The 19,362-nt window shown below is 68.2% G+C and carries 18 protein-coding genes; 6 read left to right on the top strand and 12 right to left on the bottom strand.

The window, feature by feature from the left end; all coding sequences use genetic code 11:
- Positions 1–9 precede the first annotated feature (9 nt).
- Positions 10–1,464, bottom strand: a complete 1,455-nt coding sequence (locus PQI66_RS12570; protein WP_339998753.1) for a dicarboxylate/amino acid:cation symporter — start codon at positions 1,462–1,464, stop codon at positions 10–12.
- A gap of 302 nt (positions 1,465–1,766) precedes the next feature.
- On the opposite strand from PQI66_RS12570, the gene PQI66_RS12565 reads away from it, so the two are divergent.
- Entirely contained in the window at positions 1,767–2,582 is an 816-nt protein-coding gene (locus PQI66_RS12565) for a CPBP family intramembrane glutamic endopeptidase (protein ID WP_339998752.1), read from the top strand.
- Between the two features lie 40 nt (positions 2,583–2,622).
- Here PQI66_RS12565 and PQI66_RS12560 read toward each other — a convergent pair whose 3' ends face one another.
- The 3 genes from PQI66_RS12560 to dps all read right to left on the bottom strand — a co-directional run bounded on the left by PQI66_RS12560 (position 2,623) and on the right by dps (position 5,691).
- On the bottom strand, positions 2,623–3,657 hold the full coding sequence (locus tag PQI66_RS12560; protein WP_339998751.1) for a GmrSD restriction endonuclease domain-containing protein: 1,035 nt from the start codon (positions 3,655–3,657) through the stop codon (positions 2,623–2,625).
- A 63-nt stretch (positions 3,658–3,720) separates the two neighbouring features.
- Positions 3,721–4,971, bottom strand: coding sequence for a glycosyltransferase 87 family protein (locus tag PQI66_RS12555; RefSeq protein WP_339998750.1), 1,251 nt, complete (start codon positions 4,969–4,971; stop codon positions 3,721–3,723).
- Positions 4,972–5,187: 216 nt separating this feature from the next.
- Positions 5,188–5,691 (bottom strand): DNA starvation/stationary phase protection protein Dps, encoded by a 504-nt coding sequence (gene dps, locus PQI66_RS12550; protein WP_339998749.1) that lies wholly within the window; start codon positions 5,689–5,691, stop codon positions 5,188–5,190.
- A gap of 110 nt (positions 5,692–5,801) precedes the next feature.
- Between dps and PQI66_RS12545 the strand changes: the two genes are divergently transcribed.
- Together PQI66_RS12545 and PQI66_RS12540 are read left to right on the top strand one after the other, a co-directional pair.
- Complete coding sequence (locus tag PQI66_RS12545; RefSeq protein WP_339998748.1) at positions 5,802–6,662, top strand: PaaI family thioesterase; 861 nt, start codon at positions 5,802–5,804, stop codon at positions 6,660–6,662.
- Complete coding sequence (locus PQI66_RS12540; RefSeq protein ID WP_339998747.1) at positions 6,659–7,519, top strand: PaaI family thioesterase; 861 nt, start codon at positions 6,659–6,661, stop codon at positions 7,517–7,519. Before PQI66_RS12545 ends, PQI66_RS12540 begins: the two co-directional genes overlap by 4 nt.
- 119 nt (positions 7,520–7,638) lie before the next feature.
- Here the strand turns inward: PQI66_RS12540 and PQI66_RS12535 are convergent, their stop codons facing one another.
- Positions 7,639–8,742: a hemolysin family protein gene (locus tag PQI66_RS12535; RefSeq protein ID WP_339998746.1), complete on the bottom strand. Its 1,104-nt coding sequence runs from the start codon at positions 8,740–8,742 to the stop codon at positions 7,639–7,641.
- A complete protein-coding gene (locus PQI66_RS12530) occupies positions 8,735–10,114 on the bottom strand; it encodes a hemolysin family protein (RefSeq protein ID WP_339998745.1) in 1,380 nt (459 codons plus the stop codon). Before PQI66_RS12530 ends, PQI66_RS12535 begins: the two co-directional genes overlap by 8 nt.
- Positions 10,115–10,276: 162 nt before the next feature.
- On the opposite strand from PQI66_RS12530, the gene mgrA reads away from it, so the two are divergent.
- A complete protein-coding gene (gene mgrA, locus PQI66_RS12525) occupies positions 10,277–11,323 on the top strand; it encodes an L-glyceraldehyde 3-phosphate reductase (protein WP_339998743.1) in 1,047 nt (348 codons plus the stop codon).
- Positions 11,324–11,349: 26 nt separating this feature from the next.
- Here the strand turns inward: mgrA and ggt are convergent, their stop codons facing one another.
- The 5 genes from ggt to PQI66_RS12500 all read right to left on the bottom strand — a co-directional run bounded on the left by ggt (position 11,350) and on the right by PQI66_RS12500 (position 17,078).
- The gene (gene ggt, locus PQI66_RS12520; protein ID WP_339998851.1) at positions 11,350–13,428 is read right to left on the bottom strand and encodes a gamma-glutamyltransferase; all 2,079 of its coding nucleotides are present in this window, start codon (positions 13,426–13,428) and stop codon (positions 11,350–11,352) included.
- Positions 13,429–13,502: 74 nt separating this feature from the next.
- A complete protein-coding gene (locus tag PQI66_RS12515) occupies positions 13,503–14,054 on the bottom strand; it encodes a type 1 glutamine amidotransferase domain-containing protein (protein ID WP_339998741.1) in 552 nt (183 codons plus the stop codon).
- 67 nt (positions 14,055–14,121) lie between these two features.
- Positions 14,122–15,663 carry an acetaldehyde dehydrogenase ExaC gene (exaC, locus tag PQI66_RS12510; protein ID WP_339998739.1) on the bottom strand — a complete coding sequence of 514 codons (1,542 nt, stop codon included), beginning with the start codon at positions 15,661–15,663 and terminating at the stop codon, positions 14,122–14,124.
- A 113-nt stretch (positions 15,664–15,776) separates the two neighbouring features.
- Complete coding sequence (locus PQI66_RS12505; protein ID WP_339998737.1) at positions 15,777–16,202, bottom strand: DoxX family protein; 426 nt, start codon at positions 16,200–16,202, stop codon at positions 15,777–15,779.
- Between the two features lie 105 nt (positions 16,203–16,307).
- Entirely contained in the window at positions 16,308–17,078 is a 771-nt protein-coding gene (locus PQI66_RS12500; protein WP_339998736.1) for a class I SAM-dependent methyltransferase, read from the bottom strand.
- Between the two features lie 111 nt (positions 17,079–17,189).
- On the opposite strand from PQI66_RS12500, the gene PQI66_RS12495 reads away from it, so the two are divergent.
- Positions 17,190–18,446 (top strand): DUF418 domain-containing protein, encoded by a 1,257-nt coding sequence (locus PQI66_RS12495; RefSeq protein ID WP_339998734.1) that lies wholly within the window; start codon positions 17,190–17,192, stop codon positions 18,444–18,446.
- Here PQI66_RS12495 and PQI66_RS12490 read toward each other — a convergent pair.
- Complete coding sequence (locus PQI66_RS12490; RefSeq protein ID WP_339998733.1) at positions 18,443–19,000, bottom strand: cysteine hydrolase family protein; 558 nt, start codon at positions 18,998–19,000, stop codon at positions 18,443–18,445. The genes PQI66_RS12495 and PQI66_RS12490 overlap by 4 nt on opposite strands.
- A 23-nt stretch (positions 19,001–19,023) precedes the next feature.
- On the opposite strand from PQI66_RS12490, the gene PQI66_RS12485 reads away from it, so the two are divergent.
- Positions 19,024–19,362, top strand: coding sequence for a hypothetical protein (locus PQI66_RS12485; protein WP_339998731.1), 339 nt, complete (start codon positions 19,024–19,026; stop codon positions 19,360–19,362).

Below are 19,362 nucleotides of genomic sequence, written 5' to 3'. Positions count from 1 at the left end.
CCGTTGGCGTCAACCCCGCACTGAAGAACCGGCCTTGTCCGCGTCGGCGCTCACCTCTGCGGCCTCAGTCACCTCAGTGGCATCGACTGCCTCCTGGTCGACGTGGGCCCGGTGGCTGTCCTCCCCGGCAGCACCTTCGAACCCGCCTTCCTGGGCGGCGTCCCAGATCCCACGTTCCCAGATCCCGGCCCGCTTGGCGACCACCGTGGCGGCCAGCGACTGGCCGGTGACGTTCACCGCGGTGCGGCCCATGTCGATGATCGGCTCGATGGCCAGCAGCAGGCCCACACCGGCGAGCGGCAGCCCCAGGGTCGACAACGTCAGCGTGAGCATCACGGTGGCGCCGGTGGTGCCGGCGGTGGCCGCCGAACCGATCACGGACACGAAGATGATCAGCAGGTAGTCGGTGACCCCCAGGTCGATCCCGTAGAACTGGGCGACGAACAGGGCGGCAATCGCCGGGTAGACCGCGGCACAACCGTCCATCTTCGTCGTGGCACCCAGCGGCACGGCGAAGGACGCGTACTCGGTGGGCACACCCATCGACCGCTCGGTGACGCGCTGGGTCACGGGCATCACGCCCATCGAGGAGCGGGTGATGAAGCCCAGCGAGGTCACCGGCCAGACGCGGCGGAAGAACCCGACGACGGGCAGCCCGTTGAACGCGAGCACGGCCGGGTAGATGACCAGCATGACGATCGCCAGACCGATGTAGATGGCGAGCACGAACTTGCCGAGCGACCCCAGGGCGTCCCACCCGTAGTCGGAGACGGCGTGGCCGATCAGGGCACCCGTGCCGATCGGCGCGAGGCGGATGATCCACCACAGGACCTTCTGCACGACGGTGAGCAGTGACTCCGTGACGGCCAGGAACGGCTCGGCGGACTTGCCGGCCTTCACCGCGGCCACACCCAGCACGATGGAGATGACCAGCAGCTGCAGCACGTTGAAGCTCAGTCCGATGTCCCCGTCCGAGTTCGACGAAGCGGCCAGGCCCAGGATGTTGTCCGGGACGATGGACTCGAGGAAGCCGAGCCAGGACCCGGAGCTGGACGGTTCGGCGGCGCTGGCGGCGTCCACCGACGTCCCCTCACCGGGCTTCATCACCAGTCCGACGCCGAGGCCGACGAGGACGGAGAAGAAGGCGGTGATCGCGAACCAGATCAGTGTGCTCACGGCCAGCCGTGCGGCGTTGGCGACCTTGCGCAGGTTCGCCACCGAGGTGATCACCGCGGCGATGATCAACGGCGGGATCATCAGCTTCAGCAGCGTGACGTAGGTTGACCCGACCTCGTCGAGCAGGGTGCCCAGCCAGCCCTGTTCGTCGTCGGGGAGGTCCGCGCCCTGGGCACGGGCGACGAAGCCGAGCGCGAGTCCGATGATCAGGCCGGCGATGACCTGTGCTCCGAACCCGGTGAGCCAGCCGGGAAGGCGGCTGCTCCGGTGTTCCTGTGTTGTCGACATGCGTGTGTACCTGTCTCTCCCGGCCCTACGGGGTGAGGGCCCTGATGCTGTCCGGCGGCTCGGCACGTGACGTGACGCGACGACGGGGCCGAACAGACTTATCTGTCTACCTGTTGTGTCCATACTGTAACGCCACAGGTGCCGAAAACCATTCCCGCCCCGTCCCCACGAATGGAACGTTGCGTGGCTCACCCTTTTCCTGTCGGTTCGCTGTCAGTCGCGTCCGGAGTCCATGTTGATTGACGCCGTACCTCTCCGAGGGCTCGCGACCACCACCGATCCCCGTATAACGTGGGACGGCAATGAGCCTGACCACCACACGTTTCACCCCGTCGTCCCTCCTGCGCCGCCGCACCACCGGCCCGGCCGCCGGTGCCGCCACCGCCACCGCCGCCACCGCCGCAGTGTCGTCACGGCGCATCCGCACCCGCGACATCCTCAACGTCGTCGCGGTCGTCGCCGCCCTGGCCGTGATCAACGTCACGGCACACTTCTCGCAGCTCGCCGCCGTCGCCACCACAGTGCCGGTCGGTGTGGCGATCCTGCTGGTCATCGCACGCGCCAACGGCATGACCTGGCGCGACCTCGGGCTGGGCCGGCACACCCACGGCCGTGGGCTGCTGTACGGGGTCGGCGCCGCCGCCCTGGTGGTCGTCGGCGTCGGCATCGCCGTCGCCCTGCCGTTCACCAGGGAGTTCTTCTTCAACGAGTCCTACGCGAGCCTGCGTACAGCACTCATCGCCGCCCTGGTGATCATCCCGCTGCAGACCGTACTGCCGGAGGAACTCGCCTTCCGCGGCGTCCTGCACGGCACCCTGGCCCGGATGGGCGGCACGAAACTGGTGTTCTTCGGCAGCTCCCTGCTCTTCGGCCTGTGGCACATCGCCAGCTCGCTGAACCTGACGGCGACGAACGCCGGCCTCACCGCCTTCCTCGGATCCGGGACGGCGGCACAGTGGCTGGGAGTGGGCGGTGCGGTGGTCGCCACCGCTGCCGCTGGCGCGGGCCTGACCTGGTTGCGCCACCACACCGGCAGCGTGATCGCCCCGATCGGGCTGCACTGGGCACTCAACGCGGTCGGCGCACTCGCCGCCGCGGCGGCCTGGCAGCTGCTGTAGAGCCTGCCCCTGGCCAGACACCCACCGGAGCGGCGTCTACTCACTCACACGCGACGCCGTCGTTGTCGCCGTCCATCTGCGCACGGTACCCGGGCTGACCGCGCAGGATCGGCGCCGCACCGGCGGCACGTGCCGCCGCACAGTTCGCGTAGTAGACCTCCCCCGCCGATTCCCCACCCGGTTCCCCGGCAGGTGCGGCAGGCTGCGCTGGAGCGGGCTGCTCCGGCGCGGGCTCCGGCTCTGCCGCCGGGGCAGGGGGCGGGACCTCGTCGACCGGCGCGATGCCGTCAGCCCCGCACTTCTCCAGCTCGCGGGCGATGGCGTCGCGCTCCGCGGCGGTGACCCACAGCCCGTACTTCGCCTTGACCTGAACCTGGGTGGCGACGTAGCTGCACCGGAACGGCCGGTTCGACGGCAGCCACGTCGCCGCGTCCCCGTCGCCCTTCTGCATGTTCGCCGGCCCGTCGACGGCGAGGAGGTTGAGGTGGTCGTTGGCGAACTCCTCCCGACGCTCCGGCGTGAGCTGCTGGGCACCCTTCTGCCAGGCGTCGGACATCGCGACGATGTGGTCGATGTGCACGGCCGTGCTGGTGTCCTGGCCCCGCACGAAATTGATCGTCGTCGCAGTGTAGGGGTCGTCCAGGGTGCCGGCGAGGACCGTGCACGGCCCGTCCCGCCGCACCTCGGCCATGTCCCTGGCCAGCACGTCGTTACGCTGGTCGCAACCGTTGCGGTCGGTGTCCTTCCACCGCTGTCCGAACTGGTCGCGACTGTACCCGGTCTTCGGGGCTCGCCCCTTGACCTCCAGCGTCCCGAGGGCGGTGACCGCGTCCTGCACCGCCGGGTCCGCGTGCCCGGACGGGGCATCAGACTCGGGGGCCTCGCCTGGGTCCCCCACGTCCCCGGTCTCGTCGGCCTCCCCTGCCTCTGCAGCTCCGGCCCCGGTCGGTTGCAGGGTCCCCGTCGTCACACCGGCTGCCCCGGTGGCGCTGTCCCCGGTGTTGTCGCAGGACGACAGGGCGAGCGCAGCTGTGGTGGCGAGTACGACGGCGGCCGGCCGGCCGAAGAACCTCATGTGACCCCTGAGTCTGGTGTGGTAGTTACGGATCACATACTAAGGGGCGGAACGACAGGGGTGTTATTCGGCGACCGGGGTGCTGCGTCGTGCGACCACGAGCAACAGGACGAAACACACGACGCCGGCGATCCCCTGCACGTTCTCCAGCAGCCAGTTTCCCTCGAACATGCGGTAGAGCGGTTCCCGCGTCCCCACGCTGTTGTCGAGCAGCAGGTTGGCCAGCAGCAGGACCGACACGGCCACCAGGGTCAGCCGGTCCCGCGGCTGCCCCTCGACCCCCAGCACCAGCGACACCAGCAGACCGACGGCGACGATGATGCCGGTCCAGTGGTGCGTCACCGCCACCGGGGCGGAGATGCTCACCGCCAGGATGAGCAGCAACAGCGTGGTCACGGGGCGCCCCGCCCGGACCAGCCGCCACGCGGCCCAACCGGACAGCACGGCGATGACCAGCAGTCCCGGAATCATCACGGTCTGCGCCAGATCACCGTCCACGCCTCCCTTGGCCAACAGTCCGGTGATCGCCTGGTTGGCGTTGAACTCCGGCGGGCCACCACGGTCGCCGTTGAAGAACTCCTCGGTCCAGTAGAACAGGGACTCCGCCGGTCGCATCAGCCAGCCGAGGACGACGGTCAACAGGAACGTCCCCGCCGAACGTGCCAGGTCACCCCAGCGTCGCGAGACGAGGAACACCAGTGCATAGGCCGCGGGGGTGATCTTGATGCCCGCCGCCAGACCCACACCAGCTCCCCGCAACCACCGAGGCGTGTACCCCAGCAGGTCAGCGGTGACCATCAGCACCAGGAAGACGTTGATCTGACCGTACATCAGGTGGGTCTGCAACGGCTCCAGACACAGGGCGAAGCCCAGCAAGGGTACCGCCACCAGTGGCGCCCACCGCAGCCGCAGCCGGTCGGCCACCATCGCCAGCACACCCCAGGCCGCCAGCAGCGAGGCCACCGTCCAGAGGGTCTCCATCAGGCCTTCATCGAACCAGGTCAACGGGACGAACAGTGCGGCGGCCAACGGCGGGTAGATGAAGGCGAAACCGCTGCGTGAGTCGAAGTCGTCCCCGTAGAGCCCCCCACCCTCGACAATGGCCCGTCCTGCATCACGGAAGACGCCGACATCCAAGAGGAAATTCTCCCGGAAGTGCCCGACCACCCCCGCCACCTGCCAGACCAGCAACACCATCCCCAGCAGTACGGCGGCACCGGCGATGATCTGTCCCCGCCGGGTCCGCGGCATACGCCGCGGCAGGTCCGCGGAGTCTCGGGAGGCGTCGGGACGCGATGGTGCGGCAATGGTCATGGGGTGGGTTCAACTCCGTAAGGTGCCGGGGCCAGAGACTGGCACAGTGAATGGCGCAGGGGTCAGGGCGGCCGATGCAGGCCCGCCCGCTGAGCGGGCCCCGGACCTCCCCCAAGACACCGGGAAGCCGCTGCCGACCCTACAGGGCCGGCAGCGGCTGACTGGTGCCTGACCAGAGGCTGGCCAGGGGCAACCGGGGAAAACGGACGGTCGCGACTATGCGCCGCCGGAGATGTTGCCGTTACCGTCCTCGAGGTGGGCGCGGATGAACCACTGGAACTTCTCCATCTCGCGGACCTGGCCCACGATGAGGTCCTCGGTCACCGGATCGAGCTGGTCCACAGCGGAGTCCGCTTCACGGGTGTCGACGATGACCCTGTCGTAGACCTCGTTCAACGCGGCAAGGTGCTGCTGGACGGTGCCCTTGTTGATCGGGTACTGCAGCGGGTCGCGACCCGGCGCGTGGGAGTCCGGGGTACCGACCGGCTCACCACCGAGGGCGGCGATGCGCTCGGCGACGTCGTCCGCGTCGCCACGGACGCGCTCAACCTCCGGGTCGAGCATCTCATGGACACCGATGAACGTCGGTCCGACGACGTTCCAGTGTGCGTGCTTGAGGATCAGGTGCAGGTCGTTGTAGGCGGTGAGCCTCTCCTGCAGGATGTCGATGACCTGCTTGGCGTCGCCTTCGGACAGGCCCGGGACAGTGAAGTTACTCATGGTGTGAATCGCTCCTTTCACTGTCACAGACTACGCCGCTCCCGCTGAGCCTGCCATGTTCACATAATTGTTCTCGTGCACCGGAGACAGAATGTAGTGTTACAGATATTATGACTTCTCGAACAAACACCTCCCGTGCTCGCCAGCTGGCCCGTAAAGCCCAGGGGCAGGTCATGAAGCGTGTGTTCTCCGGCCCCCAGGCCTTCGAACGGTCCCTCGACGTCTGGCCGCCGTTGGCCGGTGCCGGGGTGAAGGTCCGCAACATCACCGACGACTGGTCCCGGGGCGACGTGATCCTGCGCCTGGGCCCCCTGAACCGGAACATGCACGGTGCCGCCTTCGGTGGCACCTTGTTCGCCATGACCGACATCCTGTTCGGGACGCTGGTGATGAAGCGACTCGGCAAGGACTACGAAGCCTGGACCAGGACGGGGAGCTTCCAGTACCTGAACCCGGGCCGCAACGGCGCGAAACTCGTCGTCGACGTCGACGACGCCATGATCGACAACATCGTCGAGAAGGTGGATGCGCACGGCTACTACAACGTCGCCTTCACCTCGGTGATCCGCAACCCCGACGGCACCGTCGTAGGGATCGGACAGCAGGACCTGCACGTCCGCCCGCGCAAGGGACGGGAGGCCAGTCGCCCGACCTCGACGGACGGCTCCACCACCGCGCGTGGCGTCGGGGAGTCCGCCCCACCGCTGGAGCCGCGCGGGATCACCCTCGCCTCACTGGTCACCGCTGTCGCCTGGCGTGCCTGGGGCAGCGCAGACGACGCCTCGGACCGTGGCGGCCAGCTCAACTCGGTCCTGAGCCACGTCCGACGCATCCCCCAGCCCGAGGACCAGGCACGGTACGTCGCCGCCGAAGCACTCACGACCGGGGCGTTGAGCCGCGACCAGATCCTGGAGCTTCACATCCCTGAACGACTCCTCCCCGTAGAAGAGACCCAGGAGACCCGACCATGACGACTCAGGTCACCCGTCGCAGCACCGACCGACGCCGGCCCCTGCCCGTACGCATCTACCGCTCCGTCGAGAACTACGTCACCCGGTACGTCTTCTCGACGCCGCGGGGGCTGCAGCAGGTCACCCGGTTCTGGCCACCACTGGCCGGATCCGGGATCCGGTTCCGCAACATCGCCGACGACTGGTCCCACGGGGAGGTCGTCCTGCGGCTCAGCCCGATGAACCGCACCCCGAACAACGCGGCCTTCGGCGGCACACTGTTCGCCATGACCGACATCCTCTTCGGCACTCTCGTGGCCCGGCGGATGGGCCTCGACTACGAGGCCTGGACCCGGACCGGAACCTTCCAGTTCCTCAACCCGGGACAGGACGGCGCCCTGCTGTCCGTGGATGTGGACGATGATCTGGTGGCGACCATCCGCGACCGGGTCGCCGCCGACGGGTACTTCAACGTCAGCTGCACCTCGGTCATCCGCAACCCCGACGGCACGGTCGTGGGAATCGGCCAGCAGGACCTGCACGTGCGACCCCGGAAGGGCCGCGAGGCGAGCCGCGCCTTCTCCGCCGACGGTTCGACAACACCCCGGTCAGCCTCCGAGGCCGCCCCGCCGTACGAACCCACCGGGGTGACCCTGGCGTCCCTGGTGACGGCACTGGCCTGGCGCGCCTGGGGTTCGCCGGAGAACGCCGCGGCCGGCGACGGGCGGCTGAACTCCGTCCTCAGCCACGTCCGTAGGATTCCCCTGCCGGAGGACCGCGCCCGCTACGTGAGCGCCGAGGTGCTGGCAGACGGTGCGTTGACGCGGGACGAGATCATCACGATGCGCATCCCGGAGCACCTGGTTCCCGAGGTGTGACCGCGGGCCGCGGGCTGTGCTCTGCGGAAAAGGCACCGTCCTGTGCCCGGGTTCACTACGAAACCCGGGCACAGAACGGTGCCTTTTCCCCGTCGACGACCCGACGGCACCGCCTGCGGTCAGGCCACCGGCTGCGGAGGTGTCCCCCGGTCGGCACCCGGGTCCCGGGGAAGGACGAACGCCAGGATCTCGGGCAGCGTGACCACCCGGGGGAGCAGCAGGTCGTCGCCGTCGCGCCTGCTGCCACCGTCGCCACCGTCATCGTCGCCGCCACCGGCACGGCTGTCGTCACGGACCCCGACGAGCTGTTCGCTCTCCTCACGCATACGGCGGAATGCTTCGTGGACCGGCATCGACGCCGGGAGCACCAGCAGGTCCCGCGCCAACGGAGCTGCAGGTGACGTCCTCGCCTCCAGCAAGGTGTCCCGCACGTGGAGCACACGTGCCGTCGTGCCGACCTCGGGAACCTCCAGCAGGACGCGCATCTGCGCGGTCTCCCGGGCGGCGTCCTGCACCTGGGCCACCGTCGCCGAGGACGCCAGATGCGGAACCCTGGTCCCCGGCAGTTCCCCGAGGGTGCGCTGCTGCAGGTCGAGTGCACCGGCGATCTGGGACTGGAACTCCGCCTCCAGCGCGCCCTCCTCTGCGGAGTGCTCGACGAGGTGACGCAGGGTGGCCGCGTCATGCCCCGCCGCTGCGGCGCGGTCGACGGGTTCCACCCCGGAGATCTTCACCAGGCGGTTGGCGACCCGGTTCATCCACAGCAGCAGCGGACGGAGGATCCACGCCAACCCGCGGGCCGGTACCGCCACCAGCCGCGCCGCCCGTTCCGGGAAGGCGATCGCCCACGACTTCGGCGCCATCTCACCGATCACCAGATGCAGGAACGTGACGATCAGCAGGGCGACGAGGAAGGACACGGTGTAGGCAGCGCCGTCCGGGATCCCCCACGCGGAGAACAGGGGGTTCAGCCAACCGGACACCGCGGGTTTCGTCACGGCGCCGAGGGCGAAGGTGCAGGCGGTGATGCCCAGCTGGGCGACCGCCAGCATCACGGTCAGTTCGTTGACGCCGCGGAGCGCGGCCCTGGCGGCCACGCTCTTGTCGGCGGCCTCCTCGAGCCGGTGGCGGCGTGCACCGAGCAACGCGAACTCGATCATCACGAAGAAGGCGCTGCCGACCAGGAGCAGCAGTGTCACCAGGATCACGGTCAGGTCATTCATCCTCGGTCACCTCCAGACGGACGAGTAGTTCGGTGGGTACGTGGTTGCCGATCTCGGTCACCTCAGCGACCAGGACACGGTTCTGCGGCCGGTCGTCGACCACTTCCCTCGGGTCCCGCGGCAACGGGACGGGGATGACGTCGCCGACCTCGGGCAGCGATCCGAGCTCCTCGATGACCAGGCCGGCCAGCGTCTCGTACTCACCGTCGGGAAGTCGGACGTCCAGGACGCGGGAGACTTCGTCGAGGTGCTCGTCCCCGGCGACACGCCAGGTCTCGACATCGCCGGGAGCGGCGGCCTCCCGGCTGATGTGGTGCTCCGGGGCGTCATGCTCGTCGGTGAGTTCACCGACGAGCTCCTCCGCCAGGTCCTCCGCGGTGAGCACGCCGGACACACCGCCGTACTCGTCGACCACGCAGGCCAGGCGGTTGTCCGACTCCTCCAGCGCGACCAGCGCATCCGGCAACGCCATCACCTCGGGCACCACCACGGATTCGCGGACCAGCAGGTCCACGGTGGTCGTCGGGTCAAGGTCGGGGTCGAGGACGTCCTCGAGGTGCAGGACCCCGTAGAGGCGCTCCTCCTCTTCGTGGGTCTCCGCGTCCTCCACCGACCCCAGCACCGGGTAGCGGGTGTGCCCGCCCGCCATGCGCGCCCGCGCCTCGGCGACGGTCGTGCCCGGATCCATCTCCCCCAGCCGCGCGCGCGGCACCATCGCGTGCTCCACGGTGCGCTCCGGGAAGTCCAGGATGCGGTCGATGAGCATCGACAACTCCCGGGGCAGGTCACCGGATGCACGGGAATCGGCGACGATGCGCCCCAGGTCCTTCCGGTCGGCGGTGGAGTCCACGTCCTCGACGGGGGTGACCCCCACGAGCCGCAGCAGGGCGTTGCTCGACCAGTCGAAGAAGGCGATGAGCCAGCCGAAGAGGAACAGGTAGGCCTGCGTCGACCGGGCGAGTGCGCGTGCCAGCGGTTCCGGGGAGGCGATGGCGAGGTTCTTCGGGTACAGCTCGGCGAAGATCATCTGCACGACCGTGGCGACGAGCAGGGTGACGGTGGCCGCGACGGCGGCGGTGCCCGCGCCACCGATCATCTCCCCGACGGAACCGCCGATCAGCGGTTCCGCGAATTCGCCGACGAGCAGGCCGGTGACGGTGATACCCAGCTGTGCCCCGGAGAGCATGAAGCTCGTCCGTCTGGTCACGGCGAGGGCACGCGCGGCGGAGGCGTCACCGTCGGCGGACAGTGCGCGGAGCCGGGCCCGGTCGACCGACATGTAGGCGAACTCCTGGGCCACGAAGTAACCGTTGGCAACGATGAGGGCCAGGATGAGGACGATGCCGAGCAGCAGCATCAGCAACGGGCTCACCGGTCACCCCCTGAGGCCGGTGCGGACGTTGCACGGGGCGGGCGGCTGTGGCCGCCCTTCATACTCGGACAAGGACCATCGTCCATGGTGGACGCTCAACTCCTTCAGGTAGCGAATGTAAGTGATACGCAGGATACACGATCGCGCGTACTCTCGGAGTGCATGAGCGACTCCTTCCCCGACATCTACCGTGCCGACGACGACCGCTACGCTGCCATGCCCTACAACCGCAGCGGCAGCTCCGGGCTGAAGCTCCCGGCGATCACCCTCGGCCTGTGGCACAACTTCGGAGCCGACCGCACCCTCGACACCCAGCGGGCAATCCTCCGGCGCGCCTTCGACCGGGGCGTGACCCATTTCGACCTGGCGAACAACTACGGCCCGCCCGCGGGCTCGGCGGAGGAGAATTTCGGCCGGATCCTCGCCTCCGACTTCCGGCCCTACCGCGACGAGCTGGTCATCAGCTCCAAGGCCGGGTGGTACATGCAGGACGGCCCGTACGGTTTCGGTGGTTCCCGGAAGTACCTCGTGGCCAGCTGCGACGCCTCCCTGAAACGGATGGGCCTGGACTACGTCGACATCTTCTACCACCACCGCCCCGATCCCGAGACGCCCGTCGAGGAGACGGTCAGCGCCCTGGACCATCTGGTGCGGTCAGGTCGGGCACTCTACGTGGGCATCAGCTCCTACTCCCCCGCCCTCACCCGGCAGGCTGCGGAGGTGGCACGTGAGCTGGGGACCCCGCTGACGATCCACCAGCCGTCCTACTCCATGTTCAACCGGTGGGTCGAGGACGAGCTGCTGGCCACCTGCGCCGACGAGGGCCTCGGCGTGATCGCCTTCTCCGCCCTGGCACAGGGCCTCCTGACCGGGAAGTACCTCGACGGGGTTCCGGAGGGGTCACGCCTGGGCGACCACAAGATGTCGGAGTCCTTCCTCAACGACGAGACCCTCGAGGCGATCCGTGCGTTGAACGCCGTCGCGGAGCAGCGCGGGCAGTCCCTGGCGCAGATGGCGATCGCCTGGGTGCTGCGCCGGCCGGAGGTCACCAGTGCCCTGATCGGCGCGTCCTCGGTGCATCAGCTGGACGACTCGCTGGACGCCCTGGACAACCTGTCCTTCACCGACGGGGAACTCACCGAGATCGACCGGTGGGCGGTGGACCGCGGCATCAACCAGTGGGCCGGTGCCACGGAATCGACCGAGTAGCCGTCGCACCGGCCTCCCGGCGCTGCTCAGCCACCCAGTACGATGCCTTCGCGGCGGGGGTCTGCCCCTCCGACGAGCGTGCCGTCCTCCTGCCGGACGATGGCGGAGAGTCCACTGGACTGCTCCTCGGTGGTGACGTCATGCCCGCGGTCCTCGAGACCGGAGGTGAGCCGGTCGGCGGCCTCTCCACCGCCGATCAGGGGGTGCTCGCCCCCGACACCGGTCTCGTCGTTGTTCCGTGCGCCGACGTTGGGTGAGCCGACGGCCTGCTGGGGGTCCATGCCCCAGTCGACGAGCGCGACGATCGTCCTCACCACGAACTGCGGGATCACGGCTCCCCCGGGGGAGCCGAGCACCATCCGGACGTCGCCGCGACCGCCGTCGGCGCCACCGTCGCCGTCCTCACGGTCGAAGATGATCGTCGGCGCCATCGAGGACCGGGGCCGTTTCGCCCCCTCCACCCGGTTGGCCACCGGGTTGCCGTCCTCGTCGACGGCGTCCTCGGAGAAGTCCGTGAGCTGGTTGTTCAGCATGAAGCCGCCGACCATGTGGAAGGACCCGAACGCGGCCTCCACGCTGGTGGTCATCGATGCCGCGTTGCCGTCACCGTCGATGACGCTGACGTGACTGGTGCCGTGTTCCGGCTGGTCCGCACCCTTCGCCACCGCCATCTCGAGTTCGCCTGGGTCGGCCTCCCCCATCGAGACCTCCGGATCGATGCTCTCGTACCGGCTGCGCAGGTAGTCCGCGTCGAGCAGGGCATCGGGTGAGTCTCCGGGCAACGGTGTGAAGGCGGTGTCTGCGACATAGGTGTCGCGGTCGGCGTACGCCAGTCGCTCCGCTTCACTGATGAGGTGGACAGCCTCGGCGTCGGGGACCGCACCGTCGGCGGTGACGTCCGACGGGGTGTACTGCCCCAGGTCGGCGTTCTCCAGGATGCCCAGGGCGCTGAGAACGGTGATCCCTCCCGAGCTCGACGGCGGCATCCCGCAGACCACCGTGTCACGGTAGGGTCCGCATACCGCGTCGTGGGTCTCCGGCGAGTAGGCGGCGAGGTCGGCGGTACTCATCTTTCCCGGAGTGGTGCCACCGTCACGACTGTTGACGCGTTCGACGATGCGGCGGGCGAGATCGCCGGTGTAGAGGGCGTCGGCGCCGCCGTCGGCGAGGGTCGAGACCGTTGCGGCGTACTCCGGGTTCTTCAGCAGGTCCCCGGCTTTCTTGGCGTCCCCGTTACCGTCCAGGAAGTAGGCCCTGGCGTCCCGGTCACGGCTCAGGCTTTCCTCGGACCCCTTGATCGACGCCGACATCCGCTCGCTGATGCGGAAGCCGTCTGTGGCCATACTTTCCGCAGGTGCCAGCAGGTCCGCCCAGTCAGTCGACCCGTGGTCCTCATGCAGCTCGCCGAGGGCGGCGACGATCCCGGGGACCCCGATGGAGCGCCCCGAACTACGTGCGTCCGGGGTGGGGGAACTCGTGTCCTCGCGGGACACCTGGCTGAGATAGGTGCCCGTGGCGGCGATCGGTGCCGTTTCGCGCCCGTCGATGGCGGTCAGCTCCCCCGACTCGGCGTCGTTGTAGAGGATGTAGCCGCCTCCTCCGATCCCGGAGGACTGCGGCTCGACAAGTCCCAGGACGAACTGCGCGGTGACCAGCGCATCCGCGGCGTCTCCCCCGTCACGGAGCACCTCACACGCCGCCTCGGTGGCGAGGGGGTTCGCGGTCGAGACGGAGAAGTTGTCGGTCTGGACCGGGGTCATGCCCTGCCGGTACCCCGTGGGGATCTCCGGGTTGGTGGAGATGTCGCGTTCTTCCGCCGCCGTGGCCGGTGCGGACGAGGAAGCGGAGGGCTCTGCCGGTGCAGCGTCAGCCCCGTCCTCGGTCATGGTGTCCGCTTCCTCACAGGTGTCCGGTGTCGCCGGCGCAATGGACGTGGCCGAAGGCTCGGGAGAACCCGTGGAACCGGCGGCTCCTGCAGCACCGCCGGTGGTGTCCCCCTCCCCGCCGGAATCATCATCCGGCATCTGGCATCCCGCCAGGACCAGTGCAGCCGCGGCCCCGAGGGCCAGGACCGGCTTCCACGTGCTGTGTCTGCTGCGTCGCATTCCACTCATTCCCCGATCCTAACCACACCGGGCTCAGGTGTGTAGCCCCAGGAAAGGAGCCCCCGGACGGGATGTCAGGCGGAGAATGCTGCGACGACGGCGTCGTCGAATGCCGGCAGGTCGTCCGGTGTCCGGGACGAGACGATCGTGCCGGCGCCCGCGGGCCCTTCGCAGGTGTGCGCTTCCTCGTCCACCCAGGTGGCACCCGCGTTGACCAGGTCGGTCTTCAGGCTGGGGAAGGAGGTCAGCGTCCTGCCCTTCAGCACGTCCGCGTCGGTGAGGATCCAGGCACCGTGGCAGATGACGCCGACAGGTTTACCGGCGGTGACGACACCGCGGACCAGCGCGACAGCGTCCTTGTCGAGACGCAGCGCATCCGCGTTGGAGGTTCCCCCGGGCAACAGGAGGGCGTCGACGGTCGCCGCCTCGACATCGGCGGTCCTGGCGTCGGCGGGCACCTCGGTACCGTTCTTGCCGGTGATCGTCTCTCCACCGGGGGTGGCGATGACGATGTCGGCTCCGGCGTCCGACACCGCATCACGCGGGGAGGTCAGTTCGGAGTCCTCGAAACCGTCGGTGGCCAGGACGACGACGGTGCGTCCGGTGAGCTTCTTCTGGTCAGACATGGGTGGTACCTCCTGTGTGGTCGACTACTCGTCCGCCCACAAGGGTACGCGCCATGAACCGGGTGGATCAGAACAGGCCGTTCGGGTTCTCGTCGTAGGACCACAGCAGGTTCTTCGTCTGCTGGTAGTGGTCCAGCATCATCAGGTGGGTCTCCCGGCCGATGCCGGACTTCTTGTAGCCGCCGAACGCGGCGTGCGCCGGGTAGGAGTGGTAGTTGTTCACCCACACCCGGCCGGACTCGATGGCACGCCCGGCACGGTAGGCGGTGCGGCCGTCGCGGGCCCAGACACCGGCACCGAGACCGTAGTCGGTGTCGTTGGCGATCTCGATGGCCTCGTCGAAGTCCTTGAACGTGGTCACGGCAAGCACCGGGCCGAAGATCTCCTCCTGGAAGCAGCGCATGGCGTTGTTGCCCTTGAGGATCGTGGGCTCCACGTACAGACCGTTCTCCAGGCCCTCGACGGTGCGCACGCCACCGCCGATGAGCACCTCGGCGCCCTCCTCGGGGCCGGACTTGAGGTAACCCGTGATCTTGTCCATCTGCTCCAGCGACGCCTGCGCACCGATCATCGTCGACGGATCCAACGGGTTGCCGGCCTTGATGGAGCGCACACGCTCGACGGCGAGATCGAGGAACTCGTCGGCGATGTCCTCCTGGATCAGCGCACGCGAGGGACAGGTGCACACCTCGCCCTGGTTCAGGGCGAACATCGCCAGGCCCTCGAGGGTCTTCTCCCGGAACGAGTCGTCGGCGTCCATGATGTCGCCGAAGAAGACGTTCGGCGACTTCCCGCCGAGCTCCAGGGTGACCGGGATGAGCTTGTCCGCCACCGACTTGTTGATGATCTTGCCGACCTCGGTGGACCCGGTGAAGGCGATCTTGGCGATCCGGTCATTGGCCGTCAGCGCGGCACCGGCCTCCTCGCCGAGGCCGTTGACGATGTTGAGGACACCGTCCGGGAGGACGTCCGAGATGAGCTCGGCGACCAGCAGGATCGACGCGGGGGTCTGCTCGGCGGGCTTGAGCACGATGGCGTTGCCGGCCGCGAGTGCCGGACAGATCTTCCACGCGGCCATGAGGATCGGGAAGTTCCACGGGATGATCTGGCCGACCACGCCGAGGGGCTCATGGAAGTGGTAGGCCACGGTGTTCTCGTCGATCTGCGAGAGCGTGCCCTCCTGGGCGCGCAGCGCCCCGGCGTAGTAGCGGAAGTGGTCGACGGCCAGGGGCAGGTCGGCGGCGAGCGTCTCGCGCACGGACTTGCCGTTGTCCCAGGTCTCGGCGACGGCGAGCATCTCGAGATTCTCCTCGATGATGTCGGCGATCTTCAGCAGGACCCGCGAACGCTCCTGAACACTGGTCTTGCCCCAGGCAGGGGCAGCGACGTGGGCGGCGTCCACCGCCTTGTCGACGTCAGCGGCCTGCGACCGGGCGACCTCGGTGAACACCTTGCCGTCGACCGGGCTGATGTTCTCGATGTACTGACCGTCGACCGGGGGGACCCACTGCCCGCCGATGAAGTTCTCGTACCGGGGCTTGAAGGACACGAGGGACCCGTCGGTCCCCGGAGCGGCGTAGGCGTTGCTGGTGGTTGCTGTGGTGGTCATGGTGTAGTGCCTCCCGGGCAGTGGTTCGTCGGTACTTCCGTTGCCACGGACCAACGTAACTCTTTTCACCAGTGATGACGACCACTATTTTTACATAGTGTTATCTGGACCACTCACCGTGCGACCGCACGCCGGCGCCGACGCAGCAGCCCGTCCACTCCGTACCGTCCTCCGGCGACGGCGCCGACCAGGGCCGCCCCGGCAGCGAGCACCAGAACCAGTTCGTAGCCGCCGTCGCCGACGAAGATGGTGCCGGCCGCACGGTGGGCGTACCAGAAGGCACCGGCCATGTCGACAACGACCAGGAGCGCAACCAGCGGGGTCAGCAGCCCGATGACCAGCAGCGCACCGCCGACCAGTTCAACGACGGCGGCGAAGACCGCCGACGCCGTGGCCGCAGGGACACCCATGGACTCAAAACCCTGGACTGTGGCGTCGATGCCGTTGGTGAAGAACTTCTGCCAGCCGTGGGCGAAGAGCGTGACACCGAGGGCGATGCGCGCCAGGAGAATGACGACGTTACTGACGGTCGAAGACATAGCGGGGACCTCGCGGCCTTTCATACGGAGAGTAGTTGACGTGTCCACCATATCGGAGGTAGTTGACATGTCAACGCGATTGTGACCTACCGCTCAGGCCTCCGCTCAGGCCTCCCCGAGCCGCCCGACCCGCACCGTCACCGGCCACGACACCTGGCGCGGGCGACCGTTGTCGCCCCAGACGTCCACGATGTCCGACGAGAAGTTCTGGAACAGGTCGGACCGACCCTGCTGTTCTGCCTTCCGCACCGCCGACCAGGTCCCGATGTAGCCCAGGAACTCCTCACGGTCCAGGTCGGCGTCGATACTGAGTTCCGGGGCCTCGAGCTCGTCGAAGGGGAACGGCATCGTCCGGTAACCCTCGTCGACGTACCGACGCTCCGGATCCCAGTACGGGCCGATCTCGTCGTAGTAGAACCGCCCGAAACGCTCCTGGACGTCCTGGTCCGAAATCCTCAGGACCCCGTAACTGACCAACGCGATCAGCGCGCCGGGACGTCCGATCCGACGCGCCTCGGCGTAGAAGTCCGGCAAGGTGAACCAGTGCGCGGCCTGCGCTGCAGTGACCAGGTCAGCCGTCCCGTCCGCCACCGGCAACGACTCGGCGGACGCCACCTCGTAGGAGACGTTCGGGTGTTCCGTCGCCGAACCGATCTGGGACGTACTCGGATCGAATGCACGCACCCGGTCGAAGTAGTCGGCCAACTGCACCGACAGCTGCCCCGTCCCACAGCCGACGTCCACCGCCAGCCCCGTCGACGGGGTACGCCCCGCGAGGAAGCCGGACACCTGCGTGGGGTAGGACGGGCGGAACGTCGCGTACTCCGCGCCGCCGGTGAACCAGTTGCTGCTGGGGGCCTCCCGCTTGTCAGTCATGTGGTTCAGCGTACGGGAGCGCACAAGGTCATACCCCGCCGACGACAGAGTCATACCCGGGGCTGACGACCGCCGGCGCCGCAGCTGGCATTCTCAGAGTCCGTGACCACCATGAACACACAGAAAAGCCGCATCATCGGCCTGGACCTCGCCCGGGCCGTCGCCATCGTCGGCATGACCGCAGACCACTTCGGTCCCGCATCCTGGGCGCCCTGGATGACGGGCTGGCCGTCCATCCTCTTCGCCTTCCTCTCCGGCATGTCCATGGCGCTGATGACCAGCCGTGGTCTCGCGACCGGCGTCCCGGTCCCGCAGATCCGCCGACGCATCGCCGTCCGCGGCCTGATCCTCCTCGTCATCGGCATCCTGCTCGCCTCCGCCGGGCCGGACATGATCATCGTCCTGTCGACCCTCGGCGCGTCCTTCCTGCTCTGCACCGCACTGGTCTCCCTCAGCGGCCCGACGCTGATCGCTCTCGGCACGGCAGGCACGGTCGTCCTGCCGCTACTGTCCTACTGGCTGCGGCAGAACGTCTTCCCGATGACCGGCGACGAACTCGCCGTCGTCCCCCGCCTGGACCACTTCACCTCACTGGAGGGGATCGGTGTGGCGGTACGGGCCCTGCTGCTGGACGGCATGTACCCCACGCTGACCTGGCTGCCGGTGATCGTGCTCGGCATGGGCGTGATGACGGTGGGCGTGGACGGCACGAAACGCGCCATCTGGCTGTTCGTCGGCGCTGTCGCCGCCGTGACCTCCGGCGTCTTCACCTGGGTCATGGTGACGGTCTTCGATGTCAGGCCGATGATGATGCAGCTCATGGATCTGCCCTTGCGAGACCTGGCGGACGCCACGGACACGACGGTGTTCGGGGCATGGCGCCTCTTCAGCACCTCGATGGGGAGCACATCCTCCGCCGGGGACCTCCTTCTCAGCGGTGCCCACTCCGGTTCCACCCCCGACCTGCTGCTCAATACCGGGATCAGCCTGGTCCTGGTGACCCTGTGCCTGTGGGCCGGCGACTACCTCGGCCGGTGGGCGTTCCCGCTCGCCGCCCTGGGGTCGTGCGCATTCACCGTCTACGTCGGCCAGGCGTCGGTCTCTGCCGCGATCAACCACTGGCTGCCTGACGTCCACGACGAACCGGGCGCCTCACTGCTGCCGCTGGCCTGCTACCTCGGCATCTCCCTCGTGTTCTGCATGGTGTGGAAGCGCTACTTCCGACGTGGCCCACTGGAGCAGGCGATGCATACGGCGTCAACCTGGCAGCGCCGTCCGTCGGCCGCGGCACCCGAGGAGTCCCCTGCGTCCGCCGAATCCGGGACCACCGCGGAACCCGCAGAGACGACGCCGGCGTCAACGCACTAACCGGTCGTGAACGACACCTGGTCGGACGTCTCGACGGCGGCAGTCTTCCCGGGCGCAGCCTGGTGGCTCCAGTAGAGGTTCGTGTGGTCGATGACCTGCTCCACGGGCGGTGCACCCCACTGCGTCTTGTCACCGGCGGTGTGCGCGTCAGCCACGAGGGTGACGTCGTAACCACGGGCGAAACCGCCGTGGATGGTGGACCGGATGCACGCGTCGGTCTCCGCACCGGTGACGACGATGTGTCCGACGCCGAGATCACTCAGGACATCCTCGAGAATCGTGCCTTCGAACGCGTCTCCGTAGGTCTTCGGGACGAGCCTGTCCCCGTCCTGCTGCTGGAGTTCGGGGACGAACTCCCAGTCGTGGGTGTCTGGCGGGAGATGCTCCGCCTGATGCTGGACCCAGACCACGGGAACGCCCTCCTCGCGCGCCCGGTCGGCCAGGTTCTTCACGGTGCCGACGACCTCGTCCCGACGGAACGCACCGTCGACGACGAGGTTCTGCAGGTCGATGACCAGCAGCGCGGTGTGGGGACGGTCCTGGAAAGCAGACATGCCCACAGTGTAGCCTGCGTCACATGTCTGTGACGATGGTCAAGAAGGCGCTCCACTGGTTCGCCCTCTCCGTGCTGGGTGTCATCGCCGGCGGCTACCTGTCCTGGGGAGTGGGGATCGCCGGCAGCGCACTCTCGGCCGCGGGGATCGGTGCCCTGCACTACAGCTACGAGGTCCTGACGGTCGTCTCCTTCTTCGCGGCCGTCGCTGTCACCGTCGGTGCCCTGCGTCGTCGTCGACGACAGGTCGCATGGAAGACAGTCCTGGTGGTCAGTATGGCGTGCGGATACATCGCCTTCACTATCGCTATCACCGTCTTCCTCGCACTGTTCGCGGTCGACATGTCCGGGTTCGAACCGTGA

It is taken from the genome of Corynebacterium sp. USCH3, assembly GCF_037619475.1.
Classification (GTDB): Bacteria; Actinomycetota; Actinomycetes; order Mycobacteriales; family Mycobacteriaceae; genus Corynebacterium.
The sequence above is the reverse complement of the archived record's forward strand: the minus strand, read 5'-3'. Positions and strand labels throughout refer to the sequence as shown.